The following is a 17,256-nucleotide window of genomic DNA, read 5'->3' as shown; positions in this document are numbered from 1 at the left end:
GCGTTGCGCGGCTCGCGACGCTGGTGGGCCTCACCCGGTGAGCGTGCCGCGTCGGGGATGGTTGGCCTACTGGCCGAAGGTGGAGCGCAGGTTCTCGTTGATCAGTAGGTTGAGCCGCTTCCGCAGGTGCCCGAGCAGCGACGGGTCCGGTAGGGGCTCGGCGACCAGGAGCGTCCAGCGCAGCTGGGTTCCGTAACTACCGTCGGCCGCCAGGTGGAAATGCACCTCGGCGTCTGGCCGCCGTGGCCACAGGGACGACCAGACGACCAGGTGCGGGTGCTCAGCGCGCACGACCCGGGGTGCCTGTTCGTCGTCGAGCAGCCGCAGCCAGGGACGCGCGGGATCACGGTCGGGCGTCGTGAGCGCCTCGAAGACGACGGCCAGTGGGGGCGGCTGGTGACGCATGCGGCTGCCGGCTTCGAGCATGCCCCAGCGTAGCGACGCGTCGCCCGGTGGCACCGCGCTCCCGCTCGCGGTCCGGCCGGGCGTAGTTCCGGATCGAACCGGGTGGGCAGCCGCCCGGCTACGGCTTCCAGTCGCGCCGGAGCAGGCCGTAGAGCACAAAGTCGGCGAAGCCGTCGCCGTCGTACTCGCGCTCCCGCTGGATGCCCTCCTGCGTGAAGCCGCACGCCTCCGCGGTCCGCCGCATGGCCACGTTGCTGGCCAGCGTCTCCAGTTCCAGCCGGCGCAGGTTGCGGTTGCGGAAGCCGTACCGGCAGAGCAGCCGGATCACCTCGGTCCCGTACCCCTGGCCGCGCGCCTCGGGGACCAGCGCGATGCCGAGATGGGCGTACCCGTTGAACGTGTTGATCCCCCACAGCACGCCGCGACCCAGGAACGTGCCGTCGGCCACGGTCTCGGCCAGCAGGAACACCGGCGACTGGCCGTCGGGCGGCTCGGTGGTTTGCTTCTCCAGCCACGCCCGGAGCTGGCCGACGTGGCGCGGCAGGAACGGCTCGCCGTCGGTGATCAGGTGCAGCTCGGGATCGCTCTTCAGAAGGAACAGGTTCGGCGCGTCGTCAGGCGTGGGTGGGCGCAGTCGGACCCGTTCGGTGGCGAACACGGCACGACGCTAACAGCCGGCATGGCGAGCATCGACTGGGTTATCTGCCACAACTCCATACGCCGTTCGATCGGAAAGGGCGGCATGGCTGCGGGGCCCCCCGGGCGCGGGCTGGCGGAAGGGATTCGCTGGTGACGTTGGTCGGCCCGACCCGGTGACCAGCTTATTTCGTTGTTGCCCTGCTGGCCCGTCTCTACGGTGGCCTGATGAGCTCGCGACTGGTGGCGGTGACCTTCGATGCGCGCGATCCGGCTCGCCTGGCGCGGTTCTGGGCCGGCATGCTCGGCCGGGACGTCGTCGAGGACGCCGGCGGCGCGCTCCTGCCCGGCGACGACACCCAGCTCAGCCTCCGGTTCGCCCCGAGCCGCGCGGAACTGGTGCGGCCGAACCGCATGCACCTCCACCTGACCAGCGACAGCCCCGCCGACCAGCAGCACCGGGTGGCGACGGCGCTGCGGCTCGGCGGCGGCCACCTCGACGTCGGGCAGCGCCCCGAGGAGCGGCACGTCGTCCTGGCCGACCCCGAGGGCTACGAGTTCTGCGTGATCCCACCCGGCAACAACTTCCTCGCCGGGTGTGGCCTGCTCGGGGAACTCGCCTGCGACGGCACCCGCGAGGCCGGCCTCTTCTGGAGCGAGGCGCTGGGCTGGCCGCTGGTGTGGGACCAGGACGAGGAGACCGCGATCCAGTCACCGCACGGCGGCACGAAGGTCGCGTGGGGCGGCCCGCCGGTAGCCCCGAAACAGGGGAGGAACCGGCAGCGCTTCGACCTCGCCGTGGCCGGCGGCGACCAGCAGGCGGAGGTCGAGCGGCTGGTCTCCCTCGGGGCCACCCGACTCGACGTCTACGACGACGACGCCGTCGTGCTGGCCGATCCGGACGGCAACGAGTTCTGCCTGAGAGGGAACTGACCACGCGCGGTCTCCCAGCGCCGGCCGGCTGGCGTGCGAGTGCACAGCGTTGGAGGCGGACACGAGTTCGTTGGACGGTCATCGCAAGGGTGCGCCGACGTGGATGATGCACCGCGGATCCTCCAGCGTCGACGGGCGTTGCTGGCGCGCGAGCGCCTTCAGCAGCGATTCGCGCAGGGGCAGGCCGAACACCGTCGTCGAGTCCCCCGGCAGGTCGGTCAGGCTGGGGCACGAGATTCGTGACCTGACCTCGTCGTTGCGGACCGCTTCGACCCCGCCGGCGTCGGAGAGGACGGTGGTGTACTCGTCGTCGACGGAGACCACGTACCCACGCAGATGGCGCAGCGGCGGGTCCACCGCCGCGACGTCCGGGTCGGCGGCCGTCCCGGTTCGACTCGGTCCCGGCGTGCTGCTCGGCGGCGCCGGCGGGGCGACCTGCAGCGCGGTGGACGGCAGGATCGGCGTGGTCACCACGGCGTACACGACACCGAGCGCGAGCACCGCGGCCAGAGCGGCACTCGTCCGGAGGAAGGCCGGAACGTGCGTGGGCCGCAGGGGCGTGTCGACCCCGGCCAGGAGCAGCAGCACCGGCCAGCTGATGGTCAGGGCGAGCGCGGGTTCGCCCCGGGCGAGTGCCCGGAGGGCGAGCGCGCCGGTGATCATCCCCAAGGCCCACAGGGCGAGCCACCGCGGCCAGCGTGCCGTGGCCACCGGTCGCTCCGTGACCGCGGGTTGGCGAGCGACGCGGAGCGCCAGCGCCCAGGCCGGGGCGAACACCAGGGGCGTGCTGGCGGCGGCGGCCACCATGGACGCCCAGATCATCCAGCCGGGGGTCCGTGCGGTCCAGCGAGCCACCGCGTACGCGGCGCACAGGCGCTGCCGGTCGGCCCGGTCGACCGCGCTGCTGAGCACCACCGCGCCGACGGTGACGAGCAGCGCGGGCACCGCAGGGAAGATCCACACCACGGAGAGACTGACCGTCGCGAGAAAGTTGATCGGGTTCACGCTCTGGGCCAGCATCAGCGTGAACTGGCGGTCGCCGCCGGACTGAATCCACAGGTAGAGCGCCGAGACGGCGACCGGCACACCGAACAGCAGCGACCATGCCCCGGGCGACAGCGGACTGCTCCTGGTCAACTGGGCCGCCGTCGGCCCGCCCGGCGGTGCCGGTGGATCAGCGGGTACGGAGGTCGCCGGGCCCGGTCCGGCCTTGAGCTGGACGGAGCGCCGCGCCACGCGGCGGCGGCGTCGGTACGCGGATGTTCTCGACCGGCGCGCCGACCGTGATGTGTCGGTGGTGACCCCAGGCGGCATCCCGACGGGCGGACTGCTCTCGCGCGGTCCGTCTCCGGCCCCGCGCAACATGATTCCCTCCGGCCGTGGCTGACGGCCGGTGAACCCACCCTTGGCGAGATGGCGGTCGGCGGCCTGCTGCCAGGCGCCCTCCACCCCCCGGACGTAGCTGGCGTGCAGGAACGAGTTGACGACCGTCCTCAGAAACGGATCCCCGGGGACGACGCCGATGAAGTAGGGCTGCACCTGCTGCTCCGCAGTCAGTGGGAAGAGCTTCAGCCGCCCGCCCGCGGCGCGGACGTGGCCGCGTAGCAGGATGTCCTCACCAGCGACAGCGTCCAGGCGGCCGGCGAGCACCTCGGCGAGGCAGTCGCGGGTGGTCGAGTGACGGAACGGCACCGAACCCGTCCGCACGACGGCGTGCTCGGCGATTGATCCCGTGACCACACACAGTGACTGCTTCTTGGCCGGTGGCGGCCACGTGGTCCGGGTCGCGACGACCAGGCCCCCCTCCAGGTACGGGCCGGCCAACTGGACGAGTTCTTCCCGCTCCGGCGTCCTGAGCAGGCCGGCGAACACGAGGTCGACGTGGCCGTTCACCAGGGCGGAGAGCCGATCGGTCGGGTCCACCGCCCGGAAGCGGACGGTCATACCGAGCGAACGTGCCAGGGCGAGGGCGAGGTCGACGTCGAAGCCGTTGCTCGCCCCGTACAGGTCGCGCGCGGCCCCGAGTGGCTGGTCGACGAGGACGCCGATCCGCAGCTCCTGGCGACCTGCGACCGAGGAACGGCTCAGGTAGTCCGAAACGGTCGCCGACTTCGGTTCGTCCACGGCGAAAGTGATCGTTGAAACCGCCGCCAGCACCAGGGCGACGAAGACCAGGATGCCTCGCGACGGCATCGACGGGCGGGCACCACCCAGGCGTGGGCGAGCGGGAACACGCATGCCACCATCCGGTCATCGACGGGCGGTGTCCTTACCGACCGCGGTTGACGTACGACCGGCCACCGGGCTGCCGCTGACCGCTGATCAGATCACCGACCGTACTGTGCCACGCACCTTGTGCGAGTCATCGCGGCTGTCTCCAACCGGACACCGGCGGCGGGATCGGGCTCGCGGTCGAGCCGGATGCGCTGAGCGCTTGTCATCTCGTCGTGTCGGTCAGCGGCGCGTGGCGAGGACCACGCCGGTCAGGCAGAGCGCGCCGCCGAGCAGGGCGAGCGGCGCCGGCACCTCGCCCAGCAGCGTCCAGGACAGCAGCACGGTCACCGGCGGCGCCAGGTAGGTCGCGGCGGTGGTGCGCCCGGCGGTCCAGCGGGACAGGACGTAACCCCAGGCGAGGAAGCCGACCGCCGTCGGGAACACGCCCAGGTAGAGCATGCCGAGGGTGGCCGCCGGCGGGGCGGTGGCGAGCTGTCCGAGGAGCGTGGGGGCGAACGGCAGCAGCGCCGCGGTCCCGGCCAGCGCGCCGAGCCAGGTCATCGTCACGGCGTCCACCCGCGCCAGCAGGCGCTTCTGGAGCAGTACGCCGAAGGCGTACAGCAGGGCGGAGAGCAGCGCCAGCGCGACGCCGACCTTGTCGGCGTGCCCGGTGAAGCCGCTGGCCGCGATCAGGGCGACGCCGGCGAAGGCGATCGCCACCCCGACGCCGAGCCGGCCGGTGAGCCGCTCGCCCAGGACGAGGACCGCGGCCACCGCGACGAGGATGGGTGCGACCGCCACCAGCAGTGCCGCCGTCCCGGCGTCGACCAGCCGCTCGGCAGCGTTGAGCGCCACGTTGTACCCGCCGAACCAGGCCACGCCCCAGAGCGCGACCAGCCCGAGGGTGCCGCCGCGAGGCAGGGCGGCCCGGCTGGGCGCCGGGGCGTCCCGCACAGCGTGCTGGGGTCGGGTGCGTCGCAGCCGGGCGGTGAAGGCCACGAACGCGCTCAGCGCGATGGACGCCGCCGCCATGCGGCCCAGCGCCATGGCGCCGGGGGAGTAGTCGTGGCCGGCGAAGCGGATGCCGACGAACGCCGACGCCCACAGGAACACCGTGGTCCCGGCGGCGGCGACGGTCGGCCAGGACCGGGGGTACGCCGGGCGGGCGCGGTCGCCCTCGGTGGTGTCCGGCCGGCTCGGGGCGGCGGTGAGCTGCGCAGGCGTCATGTGCCGATTCTCGTGCGCCCGAATGTTCAGCACCAGCGACTGTTCCTTCACAACTGTTTAGCCAGGCTTTACTGTTGTGGCGTGCTCGACGTCCACCGCCTCCGTGTCTTCCGCTCCGTCGTCGCGTCCGGGTCCGTCCAGGCGGCCGCCGCCAACCTGGGCTACACCCCGTCCGCCATCAGCCAGCACCTCACCGCGCTCCAGCGCGAGACGGGCCTCACCCTCCTCGCCCGAGCGGGGCGGGGCCTGCGGCCCACCGCCGCCGGGCACGCCCTCGCCGCCGAGGCGGACCGGGTGCTCGACCGCCTCGGTGCGGCCGAGTCGCTGATCGCGGACCTGCGAGCAGGCCGCACCGGCGCACTGTCCATCGCGTACTTCGCGTCGGTGGGTGCCGCGTGGATGCCGCTCGTGGTGCGGCGCGTCCTCACCGAACACCCCGGTGTGCGACTCGACCTGGAACTGCGCGAACACATTCCGGACAGCCGGGAGGAACGCGCCGACCTCCAGGTGGTCGTGGCGGGCGCCGACTTCGACCCCGGCTCGGGCTTCACCGCCCACCATCTCCTCGACGACCCGTACGTGGCCGTGCTGCCCGCCGGGCACCACCTCGCCGGGCAGGAGGAGGTGGACCTGGCCGACCTCGCCGACGAGCGGTGGGTCGACAACGACTTCGCCCGCGGCTGGTGCCGCGCCAACCTCATCGAGGCCTGCACCGCCGCCGGCTTCAGCCCGACCTTCCGGGTCGAGGCGCACGACTACCCGACGGCGCTCGCCTTCGTCGCGGCCGGCATCGGCCTCACGGTGCTCCCGGCGCTCGGCGCGGCACACCTGCCCCACGGCGTGACCAGCGTCCGGGTGGTCCGTCCGACGCCGCTCCGGTCGATCCACGTGGTGGTGCACGACGCGGTCGAGCACACACCGCCGGTGCGGACGGCGCTCGCCGCGCTGCGGGAGGCCGCCGCCTCCGCGTACGGGCAGTAGGCCCATCTCCAGATGAGCCGCCGGCATCGTGCGCCGGCCGGCGGCCGGTTCACCCGCGGCGCAGGTCGACCGTGGTGGAGACGCCGGTGACGGGGGAGACGCTGCGGATCTCGGGGCCGGGGCGCAGGCGGGCGTCGGCCGCGTACCGGTCGGCGAGCGCCTTCTCCGCGGCCTCGTCGCCGTCGTCGGCGGCCAGCAGCAGCGCGGCGATCTCGTCGGCGAGCGTGAGATCCGCGCCCGCGATGTCGCCGGTCATCGCGCCGAAGCCGTCCCACAGCAGCAGTTCGTCCTTCTGCCGGTGGGCGAGTTCGTGCAGGACGTAGTCGTAGATGAACCAGGCACCGGCCGGGTCGAGTTCCGGGTCGGCCCAGACCCAGCGCTCGCCGTTCCAGTACTCCACCAGCACGTGGTCGTGGTGCCAACCGGGCGTGAAGTAGGAGGCGAAGCCGACCCGGCTGCGGGCGGGGACGCCGTGCTGCCGCAGCACGGCGACGGAGAGGAGCGTGTGGTCCCGGCAGCAGCCCGCGACGCGGTCGGCGACCGGACGCGCGGTGGTGAGCGGCAACGGGAAGCGGGACTGGTCGGTGTCGAGGATGCGGTCCACCCAGCGGCGGTTCACCTCGTCCATCCGGTCCGCGGGCAGCTCCACGCCACCGGCGCGGTAGTGGACGATCACGTTGCGGGCGGTCGCCGCGACGGTGGCGATGTCGGCGGGCACGGCGTCGAGGAGGAGACGGTGATGCCGGGGGTCACTGTAGGGGGAGTGCGTCCGGTAGTCGTCGATGTCCATGCGGTGAGCCTTCCCCATGACATCGTGTCAGGGTCAACACGTGCACTCCCGTTTCCTCGGCCTGGAATCCCAGCGGCGGGAGGTTAGGCTTCGGCGCATGGTGACGTGGCGATGGCACGGCCGCGCGGCGAACATCGCCCTGGTGCTCGTGGTCGGCCTGGTCGCCTTCGTCGGCCTGGTGGTGCAGTCGCGTGGCATCGACACCGCCGCCGAGTGGGCGGCGCTGCTGGCCGTGCTGGCCGCCTCCGGTGCGCTGCACTTCCGCCGCGCTCATCCGGTAACGGTGGGCGTGGTGGCGTTGGCCGCCGTCGGCGCGTACGGGGCGTTGCTGCACCGGCCCGGGCCGATCATGCTGGTGTTCGTCGTGGCGCTCTACACCGTCGTCGACGAGGGACACCTCACGGTCGCCATCGGGCTCGGCCTCGCCTCGGTGGTCGCCTTCGCGGTCGCGGACGGCAACAACAGGACAGCCGACGGCGGGAACGGGGCGACACTGCTGCACGCCGGTTGGCTCGTCGCCGTCATCGCCGGCGTGACCCGCAACCGCCGGGCCTACCTCGCCGAGGCGCAGGCCCGGGTGCTCGCCGCGGAGCAGAGCAAGGAGGAGGAGGCTCGGCGCCGGGCGACCGACGAACGGTTGCGCATCGCCCGCGAGCTGCACGACGTGCTCGGCCACCACCTCTCGCTGATCAACGTGCAGGCGAGCGCCGCGCTGCACCGTCCCGACCCCACCCGGTCCGAGCAGGCGCTGATCGCGATCAAACAGACGAGCAAGGAGACGCTGCGGGAGTTGCGTACGGCGCTGGGCATCCTGCGGCAGGAGGGTGAGGCGCCGACCGCGCCCGCACCCGGCCTGAACCGCCTCGACGAGCTGGTCACGACGGCTGGACGGTCCGGTTTGGAGATCCGCACCGAGCTGGCCGATATCCGGCCGCTGCCACCGGAGGTCGACCTGGCGGCGTACCGGATCGTCCAGGAGGCGCTCACCAACGTGGCCCGGCACGCCGGTGCGACCGCGGCGGTGGTCCGGGTCCGGCCCGACCACGACGAGGTGGTGGTGGAGGTCGAGGACGACGGCACCGGCGCACCGGGCCCCGCCGGCAACGGGATCCACGGCATGGGCGAGCGGGCCCGGGCGCTCGGCGGTTCGCTGACCACGGGCCCCGGGCCGGACGGCGGCTTCCGGGTGCGCGCCCGCCTGCCGCTGCGGCCCGGGCCGGCGCCGGCGGGAGCGCCGTCGTGATCCGGGTGCTGGTCGCCGACGACCAGACCCTGGTACGCGCCGGGTTTCGGTCCATCCTGGACGGCGAGGACGGCATCGAGGTGGTCGGCGAGGCCGCCGACGGTGCCGAGGCGGTGCGGCTCGCCCGGCACCTGCGGCCGGACGTCGTCCTCATGGACATCCGGATGCCCGGGCAGGACGGGCTGGCCGCCACCCGGGAGATCACCACGAGCTCCGACGTCCGCGTGATCATCCTGACCACGTTCGACCTGGACGACTACGTCTACGGCGCGCTGCGGGCGGGCGCGAGCGGCTTCCTGGTCAAGGACACCGAGCCGGCGGAGCTGATCCACGCGGTGCGGGTGGTGGCGCGCGGTGACGCACTCATCGCGCCGTCGATCACCCGCCGGCTGATCTCCGAGTTCACCGCCCGGGTCACCCACCCGGACCCGGGCCCGCGGCTGAGCGCGCTCACCGAGCGGGAGCGTGAGGTGATGGCGCTGGTCGCCGCCGGCCTGTCCAACGACGAGATCGCGGCGCGGCTGGTGCTGAGCCCGGCCACCGCGAAGACACACGTCAGCCGGATCATGACCAAGGCCCAGGTCCGCGACCGGGCCCAGCTGGTGATCCTCGCGTACGAGTCCGGGCTGGCCGTTCCCGGCTGGCTCGCCCCCTCCTGACGACGATCCCGCGGGGCCGGGGCGGCCGGTCAGACGGTGCGGCGGGAGCGAACCAGCGCCAGCCCGCCGAGGACGACGGCGACCAGCCCCACCACCAGGGCCACGTAGGCCCCGCCGCGACCGTTGCCGGTGCCGATGCCACTGTCGGACGTGGCCACCACCAGCCCGCCGAGGGCCACGCCGATCAGCCCCGCCAGCAGGGCCACCGTGGCTCCCAGCCGGCCGGAGCCGGTGCCGACACGACTGGCGGGACGGGCCAGAGCCAGCCCGCCGATGACCACGCCGGCCAGCCCCAGCACGGCGGCGACGCTGGCCCCGAGTCGCCCGGCGCTCATGGTGTAGGCGCTGGCGGCGATCGGCTGGGCCGAGACGTGCGCGGCCGCCGGGGCGGCAGACCCGAACCCCCCGAGCACGGCGGACGCGGTGGCGACAAGCAGGTGACGGACGTACATCGAGGACCCCTTCGCTCGCGTGACGAGTACCGGCGGCAGCGTATGTGCGGGTGTGGTCACCGGTCGTCATGCCGGAGTTGCCAGTGGGCGTACCACCGGGGTTGCGCGCGCTCGCGGCGTCGTACCACCGCGGTTGTCTTCCCCTCCACTCCGGATCGAATGGGGATTTCGATTCGTTGCCGGATTCGCAATTCCCACTCGTCGGCAGGAACAAGCGGAGAACGCGGATTCGCGACGCTGGGATTTGCGCGGCCGACGACGAACCCGCTGCTCAAGCTGGGCGCCGTTCTCATTTCCGTGAAGATTGCCATTCATGTTCTCGGTCGCCAAAAAGTCAGTGTCAGGTAGCTGCCATCCCATTACATTGCGGCGTCGATACATTTCGGTGGCCCAATTGGGGGCACCGAGAAAAAGGGGGCAGCACTTGAAAACAACCCTGCGATGGTCCGCAACGGCCGGCCTGGCACTCGCGCTGGTCGTGACCGGACCGACGGCCGCCGAGGCGAAGCCGACCACAGTGGACCGGAACGGCAACGCCACCACCGTCGCCCGCACCAGTGACGGTCGTGCGATCACCAACGCGAAGATCGCCGAGGAGGTCGCCGCGTTCTGGACGCCGGAGCGGATGGCCGGCGCCGTCGACCTGGACATCAAGAAGCCCGCAAGCGCCACCGAGTCGCCGGACCGGGCGCCGAGGCCCAAGGGACCGGCTGGCACGGTCGCGCCCGTGGCGTCGACCATCGCCAGCGACGATGACGTCAGCATCCAGCTCAACGAGTCACAGACCACCGGCAAGGTCTACTTCACCACCCCCACCGGCGGCACCGCCTCGTGCTCGGCGAGCACCGTCAACAGCGGCAAGCGCCGGCTGGTCATGACGGCGGGTCACTGCGTCCACCAGGGCCGCGGCGGGCAGTGGTACAGCAACTGGCAGTTCGTGCCGCGGTACCGCAGCGGTGCCCGCCCGTTCGGCACGTTCGTGGCCTACCAGCTCACGGCCCGCACGGCGTGGGTCGCCAACAGCAGCCTCGACGAGGACATGGGCATCGCCATCATGCACAACGGCGGTAACTGGGGTCTGAAGGTCGTCGACACGGTCGGCGGCAACGGCCTGCGGTGGAACTGGGGCTACAACATTCCCCTGATCACCGCCCTCGGTTACCCGTCCAACCTCGGTGGCGGCGAGATCCAGTACTACTGCCAGAGCGGCACCTGGTATGCCGGCGGCCAGCAGATCCGGATGTGGTGCAACATGACCTACGGCTCCAGCGGCGGACCGTGGTTCCAGGAATACAACGACTCGAATGGCCTCGGATACATCAACAGCGTCGTGAGCCACGGCGACAATCCGGGCAACGGTCAATTCGACGGCCCGTACTTCGACAACGACATCAAGAGCCTCTACGACTTCGCGGAGGGTCTCTCCCCGGCGTGAGTCACGTGTCCCACGGAGCCCCGGCCCATGGCCGGGGCTCCTCACGTGCGGCGAGCTTGCCCGATTGGTTCACCGAACACAGAGCCGCAGGCCACGATGGGGACCGGGGGTGGAGCCACCTATTACAGCGAGGAGACGCAGTGCGAATTTTCGTCGCGGGGGGAACCGGGGTCGTGGGCCGGCCCCTTGTCCAGGCGCTGGTGGACCGGGGCCACGACGTCACGGCCAGCACTCACCGGAGCGAGAACGTCTCCGTCGTCGAGACGCTCGGGGCGCGGCCGGCACTGATGAACGGGCTCGACGAGGCGGCGGTGCGCCAGGCGGTTCTCGACGCCGCACCCGAAGTGATCATCAACCAGATCACGGCGCTCTCCGCGCCCTCCCGTGACTACGGGAAATGGCTGGAGACGACCAACCGGCTGCGGAGCGAGGGAACGAAGACGCTGATGGCGGCGGCCCACGAAGCCGGCACCCGTCGGGTCGTCGCGCAGAGCGCCAGCTTCATGACCGAGCCGGGATCGGGACCCACGGACGAGTCGACGCCGCTGTACCTGGACGCCCCGGAGCCGATCCGGACCCACATACAGGCGAACATCGCGGCCGAGACACTCGTGGTGGGCACACCGGGGATCGAGGGCGTCGTCCTCCGGTACGGCTTTCTCTACGGCGAGGGCACCGCGATCGGGCCGGGTGGCGAATGGGCAACCGCGATCGAGTCTGGCGATCTGCCGATCGTCGGCGAGGGCACGGGCCGCTATCCGTTCGTTCATGTCCGCGATGCGGTGACGGCCACCGTGCAGGCGGTCGACCGGGGAGGGCCCGGTGTCTACAACGTCGTGGGGGACGAGCCCGCCCCGCAGGCTGAGTGGCTGCCGTACCTGGCGCAGATCCTGGGCGCTCCTCCGCCGCGGCGCATCTCCGCCGAGCAGGCAGAGGAGCAGATCGGCGTTCAGGCCGTGTACTACGGCACCCAGCTCCGCGCCGCCAGTAACGCCAGGGCCAAGGCCGAGTTGGGGCTGAGCCTCGCGTACCCGTCGTGGCGGGAGGGGTTCCGGGAGCTGTTCGCGTGATCGAGGGGAGCCTCTCGGCGGACCACGGCCTCAGGTGGTGCGGCCGGTGGCCAGGGTCGCGAACACCACGATGTTGTCCTTGTACGACTTCGCTGCCTTGTCGTAGGCGCCACCGCAGGTGATCAACCGGAGCTGAGCCGTGCCGGTGTGGCCGTAGACCTGGTTCAGCGGGAGTTTGGCCTTCGGGTAGCGGGCCACCCCGTCGACGACGAAAGTCGCCTTCTTGCCGTCCTGACGGAGCACCTCGATGGTGTCCTTCGGCTTCAGCGCGCCCAGGCGGAAGAAGACGGCCCGTCCGCTGACGCGGGAGTCGACGTGGCCCACCACCACCGCGGTCCCCACCTCGCCGGGAGTCGGCCCCAGCTTGTACCACCCGGCCGTCTTGGGCTGGTTCAGCGGCGGGACCGCGATCTGCTGGTTCCGGTCCAGCCCGAGCGCGACCGTCGGCGCGTCGACGCCGATGCGCGGGATCCGGACGCGGGTGGGTTGCGATCGCGGCATCGCGGCCACCTTCGGCGCCGGAGACGGGCGGGCTGCGGCGGGCCCGAGGTCGCCCTCGAGACGGCCGTGGGCAACGCGCCGCCCGCCGGGGGCCGGCGACGCGCTGGCTCCGCTCGGCGTCGGCGCTGCCGTGGCGGGTTCGTCCGCCGACGGCGCCGGAAGGAACTCGGGTGCGGCGGCCGGGTCGGGCTGTGGGGGCGGCCCGACCGGATCAGGAGCCGTGGCGGCGAGCGCGACCAAGCCTGCTCCGGTGAGGATGACAAGGACGACCAGGGTGAAGCCAGCGGCACGCCACGGGAAACCGTGGCGGCCGCTGGCGCTCCTCGCCGCCTCAGGCGGCAGTGCCATTGGCGGACCGCCGACGCAGCAGGGCGATGCCACCGAGCACGCCCACGCCCATCAGGCCGGCACCGGCCGCCGTCAGCGCACCGGTGTCGGTGTCGGAGAACGCGCCACCGTCACCGGCCGCGACGCCGGCCGTCTTCGGCAGCACGAAGGCTCCTTCCGGACCCGCGTACGCGCCGCCGGGCGCGGCGGTGGTGCCGGCGGTGGTGCCGGCACGCTGGCCCGCCGGCGAAGCGGCCTCGACCATCCGGAGGAGGTCGCCGAGGAGGTCGGCCTCCACGTCCACCGCGACGTCGAGGTCGCGGATGCAGACGACGATGGTGTTCGGCTGGGTCCGGTTGTCGTTCGTCGCCGACTGCGCCGCGTTCAGGTTGAAGGTGACGACGCTGTCCTCGATGGTGTTGTCCTTGATGATCTGGTTGATGTTCTGCTCGTTGATCTGCTTGGTGGTCGCGCAGATCACCCCGTTGCCCTTCTTGTCCTTCAGGTCGAAGGTCTTCGGCTTGTCGTCCGACTTCCGGTCCGACTCGTGCCCCCGGTCCGACGTCTTGCGGTCCTTGGATCCGTCGTCGGTCGCGGCGAGCGCGGTGGCGGGCGCGGCGAGCAGCAGGGCGGCGCTGCCCAGCACCACGCCGCCGGCGAGCTTGGTCAGAAAACTCATCGAACTGTTCCTCACTCTCTTGTGGTGGCTCTGGAGGACGAGCCATGTCGAACGCTAAGCCGATTCACACGAAATAAGAGGAACTTCCAGGTTTCGTAACAAGTATCGCGCGCCATGCCACAAGTAGTTAATTCATGTCTTCTGGGAGGTAAGGACCGTTCTGTCCGCCCAGCTCCTTGATGCGCCGCCCTCGGTAGGGTCCACCCATGGCGGCGCCACGGGAGCAGCAGCGGGTGTTCGGCGAGGTCGCCGACGCCTACGACGACGTCCGGCCGGGCTACCCGGCCGGGATCCTGGATCTGATCATCGCGTACACGGGCCGGGCGCCGAGGGCCGTGGTGGAGTCGGGCGCGGGGACGGGCAAGGGCACGGTGCTGCTGCGCGGCCTCGGCGTACCGCTGACCTGCGTCGAACCCGACCCGGCGATGGCCGCGCTGCTGGCCCGCCGCTTCAACGGCGACGACCTGGTGTCGGTGGTGGTCGGCCGGTTCGAGGACTGGAGCCCGCCGCCCGGCGGCGTCGACCTGCTGGCCAGCGCGCAGGCCTGGCACTGGGTCGACCACACCCGGCGCACCCGCCTGGCCGCCGAGGCGCTGCGTCCGGGTGGAGTGCTCGCGGTCTTCGGGCACGACTTCGGCTTCGCCGACGCAGGGCTGCGCGCGGAGATGGACGCGGTCTACCTGGAGCTCGCGCCGGAGATCGCCGATCAGCCCGGGCGGCCGGTCCACACCCGCCACCCGGGCGTGTTCCACTCCGACGAACTGCGCGGTTCACCGTGGTTCACCGACGTCGAGGAGCAGCGGATCGTGACGGTGGTGCCGTACGACACCGCCCGCTACCTGACCCTGCTGTCCACGTTCTCCCCGCACCGGATGCTGCCCGAGCAGCAGCGGTCCCGCCTGCACCGAGCCCTGGCCGACCTCGTCGACGCGCACGGCGGCGTCGTTGAGCAGAAGCTGACCACGCGGCTGTGGCTGGCGCGTAGGCTCTAGCCCCGTTGACCCACGGTCAGCCGCGTCGAGTCGGCTCCCACATCTCGCGGGTCAGCTCGTACTCGACCTCACCCTGTTCGCTGCCCGGCAGCGGGTCGTCCCAGGACGGGAAGTACGTGCGGACGTACCGCATGCCGACGGCCTCCATCACGCCCCGGGACCCGGTGTTCACGGCCATGGTCTGCGCGATCACCCGGCGCTGCCCGACGGTGTCGAAGGCGTGCCGCAGGAGGGCGCGGGACGCCTCGCTGGCCAGGCCCCGCCGCCAGCACCGGCGGAGGAGCCGGTAGCCCAGGTCGCTGACGGCGGGGTCGTCGGGTTGGTCGGGGCCGTGCGCCGGTGGGAGCATCATGAGCCCGACGAAGTCGCCCTCGTCCTCGTGCGCCGGCGGCGTCGAGCCGCGCGCCCCGCCGTCGGTGCCGAAGGCCATCCAGTAGCCCAGGCCGTCCACCTTGCCGGCGAGGGCCATCCGCTGCGCGTGCGAGGCGACCACCTCGTCCCGGGACCGCGCCCGGCCGTAGAGGTAGCGCAGCACCTCCGGGTCGGAGTCGAGCTGGACCTCCAGATCGAGGTGCCGGTCGGCGAGCGGGACCAGCAGCAGGCGGTCGGTGCGCAAGATCGGTTGGGGCACACCGCAACGATCGCACGACGCCTCCCGGTGCGGCGATCCGATTTGGCCCGCCATGCGCAACCGACGGTTGCGCATGGCCGACGCGTCGGCTAGCCTGATGTGCAACCAAACGTTGCGAAAGGTGGCGGGCATGGAGTACGGAACGATCGAGCGGGAGATCCACATCGACGCCTCACCCGAGGTCGTCTTCGACGTGGTGAGCAGCCCCGAGCACCTGCGCGAGTGGTGGCCGGACGAAGCGGAGTTCCCCGCCGTGCCCGGGGGAGCGGGGCGGATCTGCTTCGGGGACCCCACGCAGGGCGGCACCTGGGTGCAGTTCACCGTCGTCGACGCCGTGCCGCCGCGGCACTTCTCCTTCCGCTGGACCCACGCCGAGGGGGAGACCGCCGCCCAGGACAACTCGTTCCTGGTCGTCTTCGAGCTCGAACCCGCCGGCGACGGGACGCTCCTGCGGATGACCGAGAGCGGCTTCCGCGAGCGCGGCTGGGACGAGGCCAAGGTCGCCGCCGAGTACGCCGACCACGTCAGCGGCTGGGACCACTTCCTGTCGCGGCTGCCGGCGTACGCCGCGAAGGTCGGATCGGCCGCATGAGCGAGCGCAGCCGGCGAATCATCCGGCACGGCGCGGACGAGCCTCGTGCCGGCCGGAGGGAGGCAGCGGCATGAGACATCCTCCGTCAACCTCATGCCGCGAGGGCATGGTGTCGCTGTCGGTTCGCTGTATGGGTCGCTTCGTCGTAGAGGACCCCGAGGCGCAGGCAGTGCCACAGGATTTCCAGCCAGCGGTTGCCGAGAGCGCGCAGGGCGGCGTTGTGGCTCTTGCCGGTGGCGATCTTCGCGTCGTAGAACTGGCGGGCCCAGGCCGACTGTCGCAGGCTGCAGAAGGCCCACTGCTGGACGGCGTTGCCGAGGTAGCGGTTGTAGGCCAAGCGGCGGGCCACGATGTACTCGCTGCGCCCGGAGCGGCGGGTGACCGGGGCTCGGCCGGCATAGCATTGCAGGGCGTTGGGCGTGGCGAACTGCTCGACGTGTTCGCCGATTTCACCGGCGACCCTGGCGGCGAGACGATCACCCAGGCCAGGCATGCTCAGGTAGATCTCGCCGCCAGGGAACGCGTTCTCCGGCTGGGGATCCTTGGGTTGCTTGGCCCGGCCGTAGCGGGCGCCGCCGAGCAGGATCTCGCCCATCCGGTGCTGCCAGACGCGGCGTTGGGCGCGCAGCAGCAGCAACTGGGCCGCGGCCAGGCGGATGCTGCCGGCCTTGGCGCGGGCCAGCTCGGGGCGCACCGCCAGCCGGGGTTCGGCCAGGGCAGCGGCCACCCGGTCGGCGAATCGGTCGGGCCAGCCGTGCCGGTTGGCGCGGGCCAGGGCCTCGATGTCGTCGTAGCCGGCGGCGGCCAGTTCGGTCGCCGAGGGCCAGCGTTCCAGCAGGCGCAGGAACACCGCAGAGCCGAGGTCGCCGTCGGCGATGTCGATCGCGGCCGGGAACACTGCGAGCAGGTCGGCGCGCAACCGATTGGACAGCCGCCGCTCGTCGCGGGCGGCCCGCTCGTCATCGCGGGCGATGGCCCGCAGCTCAGCGCCCAGCGCGCCGTGCGGGACCAGCCGGCGCAGCTCGGCGTACTGATCCAAGGCCAGCAGGCAGCAGATCCGGGCGTCTTCGGCGTCGTCTTTCTTCTTGGCCGGTCCACGCCGCCGCGCGACCAGATCCGGGTTGACCGGCAGCACGGTGAACCCGGCATCAACCAGGGCCTCGACCAGCAGCCCATGCCGGGTTTCGAGGACCACCCGCACCTCAGCCGGGTCCGGCTCCAGCGCCAGGCACCGAGCTACCAGCCGCTGCACCCCGGCCGGGCCGTGGTCGATGCGGAACTGTTCGATCACCCCCTTACCCGGTACACCCAACGCCACGTCGTGGTAGTCCTCGGCCCAGTCCAGACCGACTCCCAGCAACCTTCGCCTCCTTCCCGCCGACGATCACGGTCGGTGCAGGCACGGCGCCGTGCTGATGGACCAGTCCTCACGGGACAACACCCTCGTAGGCGTCAGGCCTGCGCCGGCGACCCCCGAGGACGCCGTCTC

At 71.9% G+C, this 17,256-nt stretch carries 18 protein-coding genes; 8 read left to right on the top strand and 10 right to left on the bottom strand.

From position 1 onward, the window contains the following. Positions 1–66: 66 nt before the first annotated feature. Positions 67–426 (bottom strand): hypothetical protein, encoded by a 360-nt coding sequence (locus HCJ94_RS22305; protein WP_168002987.1) that lies wholly within the window; start codon positions 424–426, stop codon positions 67–69. Between the two features lie 97 nt (positions 427–523). After that, a complete protein-coding gene (locus tag HCJ94_RS22300; protein WP_168002986.1) occupies positions 524–1,063 on the bottom strand; it encodes a GNAT family N-acetyltransferase in 540 nt (179 codons plus the stop codon). A 206-nt stretch (positions 1,064–1,269) separates the two neighbouring features. Between HCJ94_RS22300 and HCJ94_RS22295 the strand changes: the two genes are divergently transcribed. After that, a complete protein-coding gene (locus HCJ94_RS22295; RefSeq protein WP_168002985.1) occupies positions 1,270–1,974 on the top strand; it encodes a VOC family protein in 705 nt (234 codons plus the stop codon). 78 nt (positions 1,975–2,052) lie between these two features. Here the strand turns inward: HCJ94_RS22295 and HCJ94_RS22290 are convergent, their stop codons facing one another. After that, positions 2,053–4,212 (bottom strand): transporter substrate-binding domain-containing protein, encoded by a 2,160-nt coding sequence (locus HCJ94_RS22290; protein ID WP_168002984.1) that lies wholly within the window; start codon positions 4,210–4,212, stop codon positions 2,053–2,055. 216 nt (positions 4,213–4,428) lie between these two features. After that, positions 4,429–5,415 (bottom strand): DMT family transporter, encoded by a 987-nt coding sequence (locus tag HCJ94_RS22285; protein ID WP_168002983.1) that lies wholly within the window; start codon positions 5,413–5,415, stop codon positions 4,429–4,431. 81 nt (positions 5,416–5,496) lie between these two features. Here HCJ94_RS22285 and HCJ94_RS22280 point away from each other — a divergent pair, with 81 nt between their 5' ends. Continuing rightward, positions 5,497–6,396, top strand: coding sequence for a LysR family transcriptional regulator (locus HCJ94_RS22280; protein WP_168002982.1), 900 nt, complete (start codon positions 5,497–5,499; stop codon positions 6,394–6,396). Positions 6,397–6,445: 49 nt separating this feature from the next. On the opposite strand, the gene HCJ94_RS22275 is transcribed toward HCJ94_RS22280, so the two are convergent. Further along, positions 6,446–7,186 (bottom strand): transglutaminase domain-containing protein, encoded by a 741-nt coding sequence (locus tag HCJ94_RS22275; protein ID WP_168002981.1) that lies wholly within the window; start codon positions 7,184–7,186, stop codon positions 6,446–6,448. A 97-nt stretch (positions 7,187–7,283) separates the two neighbouring features. Here HCJ94_RS22275 and HCJ94_RS22270 point away from each other — a divergent pair, with 97 nt between their 5' ends. Then, on the top strand, positions 7,284–8,429 hold the full coding sequence (locus HCJ94_RS22270; RefSeq protein ID WP_168002980.1) for a sensor histidine kinase: 1,146 nt from the start codon (positions 7,284–7,286) through the stop codon (positions 8,427–8,429). Next, entirely contained in the window at positions 8,426–9,088 is a 663-nt protein-coding gene (locus HCJ94_RS22265) for a response regulator (RefSeq protein WP_168002979.1), read from the top strand. The genes HCJ94_RS22270 and HCJ94_RS22265 overlap by 4 nt, the downstream gene beginning before the upstream one ends. Positions 9,089–9,117: 29 nt before the next feature. On the opposite strand, the gene HCJ94_RS30960 is transcribed toward HCJ94_RS22265, so the two are convergent. Next, on the bottom strand, positions 9,118–9,540 hold the full coding sequence (locus HCJ94_RS30960; RefSeq protein WP_168002897.1) for a DUF6223 family protein: 423 nt from the start codon (positions 9,538–9,540) through the stop codon (positions 9,118–9,120). A gap of 424 nt (positions 9,541–9,964) precedes the next feature. Between HCJ94_RS30960 and HCJ94_RS22255 the strand changes: the two genes are divergently transcribed. Both HCJ94_RS22255 and HCJ94_RS22250 read left to right on the top strand, forming a co-directional pair. Beyond that, on the top strand, positions 9,965–10,975 hold the full coding sequence (locus HCJ94_RS22255) for a trypsin-like serine peptidase (protein ID WP_240944422.1): 1,011 nt from the start codon (positions 9,965–9,967) through the stop codon (positions 10,973–10,975). Then, entirely contained in the window at positions 10,972–12,045 is a 1,074-nt protein-coding gene (locus tag HCJ94_RS22250) for an NAD-dependent epimerase/dehydratase family protein (protein ID WP_309227381.1), read from the top strand. The genes HCJ94_RS22255 and HCJ94_RS22250 overlap by 4 nt, the downstream gene beginning before the upstream one ends. A 30-nt stretch (positions 12,046–12,075) precedes the next feature. On the opposite strand, the gene HCJ94_RS31545 is transcribed toward HCJ94_RS22250, so the two are convergent. Then, positions 12,076–12,546 carry a class F sortase gene (locus HCJ94_RS31545; protein ID WP_373684400.1) on the bottom strand — a complete coding sequence of 157 codons (471 nt, stop codon included), beginning with the start codon at positions 12,544–12,546 and terminating at the stop codon, positions 12,076–12,078. A 331-nt stretch (positions 12,547–12,877) separates the two neighbouring features. After that, positions 12,878–13,552, bottom strand: coding sequence for a hypothetical protein (locus HCJ94_RS22240; protein ID WP_168002976.1), 675 nt, complete (start codon positions 13,550–13,552; stop codon positions 12,878–12,880). Between the two features lie 206 nt (positions 13,553–13,758). Here HCJ94_RS22240 and HCJ94_RS22235 point away from each other — a divergent pair, with 206 nt between their 5' ends. Continuing rightward, positions 13,759–14,544 (top strand): class I SAM-dependent methyltransferase, encoded by a 786-nt coding sequence (locus HCJ94_RS22235; protein WP_168002975.1) that lies wholly within the window; start codon positions 13,759–13,761, stop codon positions 14,542–14,544. Positions 14,545–14,560: 16 nt separating this feature from the next. Here the strand turns inward: HCJ94_RS22235 and HCJ94_RS22230 are convergent, their stop codons facing one another. Continuing rightward, positions 14,561–15,175, bottom strand: a complete 615-nt coding sequence (locus HCJ94_RS22230; RefSeq protein ID WP_168002974.1) for a GNAT family N-acetyltransferase — start codon at positions 15,173–15,175, stop codon at positions 14,561–14,563. Between the two features lie 130 nt (positions 15,176–15,305). Here HCJ94_RS22230 and HCJ94_RS22225 point away from each other — a divergent pair, with 130 nt between their 5' ends. Continuing rightward, the gene (locus HCJ94_RS22225) at positions 15,306–15,767 is read left to right on the top strand and encodes an SRPBCC family protein (RefSeq protein WP_168002973.1); all 462 of its coding nucleotides are present in this window, start codon (positions 15,306–15,308) and stop codon (positions 15,765–15,767) included. A 91-nt stretch (positions 15,768–15,858) separates the two neighbouring features. Here the strand turns inward: HCJ94_RS22225 and HCJ94_RS22220 are convergent, their stop codons facing one another. Then, the gene (locus HCJ94_RS22220) at positions 15,859–17,127 is read right to left on the bottom strand and encodes an IS110 family transposase (RefSeq protein WP_168002972.1); all 1,269 of its coding nucleotides are present in this window, start codon (positions 17,125–17,127) and stop codon (positions 15,859–15,861) included. Positions 17,128–17,256: the final 129 nt, after the last annotated feature.

Origin of the sequence: Micromonospora thermarum, assembly GCF_012034245.1 — a bacterium.
Taxonomy (GTDB): domain Bacteria; phylum Actinomycetota; class Actinomycetes; order Mycobacteriales; family Micromonosporaceae; genus Micromonospora; species Micromonospora thermarum.
Note: the sequence above shows the minus strand (reverse complement) of the source record. Positions and strands in the feature narration are given on the sequence as shown.

Coding starts and splice junctions, on each gene's coding strand:
- HCJ94_RS22305 (WP_168002987.1), bottom strand. CDS start 426: ATGCTCGAAGCCGGCAGCCGCATGCGTCACCAGCCGCCCCCACTGGCC.
- HCJ94_RS22295 (WP_168002985.1), top strand. CDS start 1,270: ATGAGCTCGCGACTGGTGGCGGTGACCTTCGATGCGCGCGATCCGGCT.
- HCJ94_RS22290 (WP_168002984.1), bottom strand. CDS start 4,212: ATGCGTGTTCCCGCTCGCCCACGCCTGGGTGGTGCCCGCCCGTCGATG.
- HCJ94_RS22285 (WP_168002983.1), bottom strand. CDS start 5,415: ATGACGCCTGCGCAGCTCACCGCCGCCCCGAGCCGGCCGGACACCACC.
- HCJ94_RS22275 (WP_168002981.1), bottom strand. CDS start 7,186: ATGGACATCGACGACTACCGGACGCACTCCCCCTACAGTGACCCCCGG.
- HCJ94_RS22270 (WP_168002980.1), top strand. CDS start 7,284: ATGGTGACGTGGCGATGGCACGGCCGCGCGGCGAACATCGCCCTGGTG.
- HCJ94_RS30960 (WP_168002897.1), bottom strand. CDS start 9,540: ATGTACGTCCGTCACCTGCTTGTCGCCACCGCGTCCGCCGTGCTCGGG.
- HCJ94_RS31545 (WP_373684400.1), bottom strand. CDS start 12,546: ATGCCGCGATCGCAACCCACCCGCGTCCGGATCCCGCGCATCGGCGTC.
- HCJ94_RS22240 (WP_168002976.1), bottom strand. CDS start 13,552: ATGAGTTTTCTGACCAAGCTCGCCGGCGGCGTGGTGCTGGGCAGCGCC.
- HCJ94_RS22235 (WP_168002975.1), top strand. CDS start 13,759: ATGGCGGCGCCACGGGAGCAGCAGCGGGTGTTCGGCGAGGTCGCCGAC.
- HCJ94_RS22225 (WP_168002973.1), top strand. CDS start 15,306: ATGGAGTACGGAACGATCGAGCGGGAGATCCACATCGACGCCTCACCC.